This window comes from Streptomyces alkaliterrae, from assembly GCF_007097205.2.
In the GTDB taxonomy this organism is placed as follows: domain Bacteria; phylum Actinomycetota; class Actinomycetes; order Streptomycetales; family Streptomycetaceae; genus Streptomyces; species Streptomyces alkaliterrae.
The window spans coordinates 1-1,064 of the sequence record NZ_VJYK02000612.1 but is presented as its reverse complement, the minus strand read 5'-3'; the positions used below and the strand labels follow the sequence as shown (position 1 = coordinate 1,064).

Here is a 1,064-nt window from a genome sequence, read left to right as displayed (position 1 = left end):
ACTCAAACGGTTCGTCCCGCCGCTCGCCGACCGTCCGATCCGCCGCGCACCTGACCCTGCCGGGCTCCGCGCGCCACATCGCCCTCACCTTCGACGACGGTCCGCACCCCGTGCACACCCCCGCCGTGCTCCGCGTCCTCCGCCGCTACAACGCCCCCGCCACGTTTTTTGTCATCGGCGAGAACGCCGCCTGGAACCCGGACCTGATCAAGGCCATCAACGCCGACGGACACCTGATCGCCAACCACTCATGGAGCCACCCCCAGCTCGACCTCATCCCCACCTGGCGGGTCCGCCGCGAGCTCGGCCGGACCTGCGACCTGATCGAACGGGCCCTCGGCCGGCCACCGCGCTTCGCCCGGGCGCCCTACGGCGCCTGGCACGGGCCCTCGCTGCGGGTCTGCGCGGAGCTGGGCATGGAACCGATGGGCTGGTCGATCGACACCCTCGACTGGAAGGAACCGGGCAGCCGCACCATCCGCTCACGGGTCCTGGACGGCGCCCGCCCCGGGGCCGTCGTACTCGCCCACGACGGCGGCGGCGACCGCTCCCAGACGGTCGACGCCCTCGCCTTCTACCTGCCGCGGCTCATCGACCGCGGCTACACACCGGTCCCGCTGGCCGACCCCGCGCCCGCCTGACAGCCCTGACAGCCCTGACAGCCGGTCAGCCGGCGCTCCTGGCCAGCGCCTCCCGCACGGCCTCGTCGCTCCGACCGACCACGGCGGTGCCGTCGTCGGCGGTGATGAGGGGACGCTGGATCAGCCGCGGATGCTCGGCCAGCGCGGCGATCCAGCGCTCCCGCTCGGCGGGTTCCTTCGGCCACCGGCCGATGCCCAGCTCCTTCGCCACCTGCTCTCCGGTACGCGTGATGTCCCACGGCTCCAGACCCAACCGGTCCAGCACCTGCCGCAGTTCGTCCGCGCTCGGCGGGTCCTCCAGATAGCGCCGCACGGTGTACTCGGCGCCCTCCTCGTCCAGCAGCCGCACCGCGCTCCGGCACTTCGAGCACGCGGGGTTGATCCAGATCTCCATACTCCCCACCGTAGCGCCAGCCCCACCCC

2 protein-coding genes are annotated in these 1,064 nt (G+C 72.8%); one reads left to right on the top strand and one right to left on the bottom strand.

What is annotated here, in order from left to right:
• Positions 1-641, top strand: a 641-nt coding sequence (locus FNX44_RS27105) for a polysaccharide deacetylase family protein (RefSeq protein WP_143651599.1), incomplete at its 5' end; no start/stop codon positions are given.
• A gap of 25 nt (positions 642-666) precedes the next feature.
• On the opposite strand, the gene FNX44_RS27100 is transcribed toward FNX44_RS27105, so the two are convergent.
• The gene (locus tag FNX44_RS27100; RefSeq protein WP_143651598.1) at positions 667-1,035 is read right to left on the bottom strand and encodes an arsenate reductase family protein; all 369 of its coding nucleotides are present in this window, start codon (positions 1,033-1,035) and stop codon (positions 667-669) included.
• Between the last annotated feature and the right edge of the window lie 29 nt (positions 1,036-1,064).

What these genes read in the sequence shown, in the direction of transcription:
- FNX44_RS27100 (WP_143651598.1), bottom strand. Translation starts at nt 1,035, where the DNA reads ATGGAGATCTGGATCAACCCCGCGTGCTCGAAGTGCCGGAGCGCGGTG.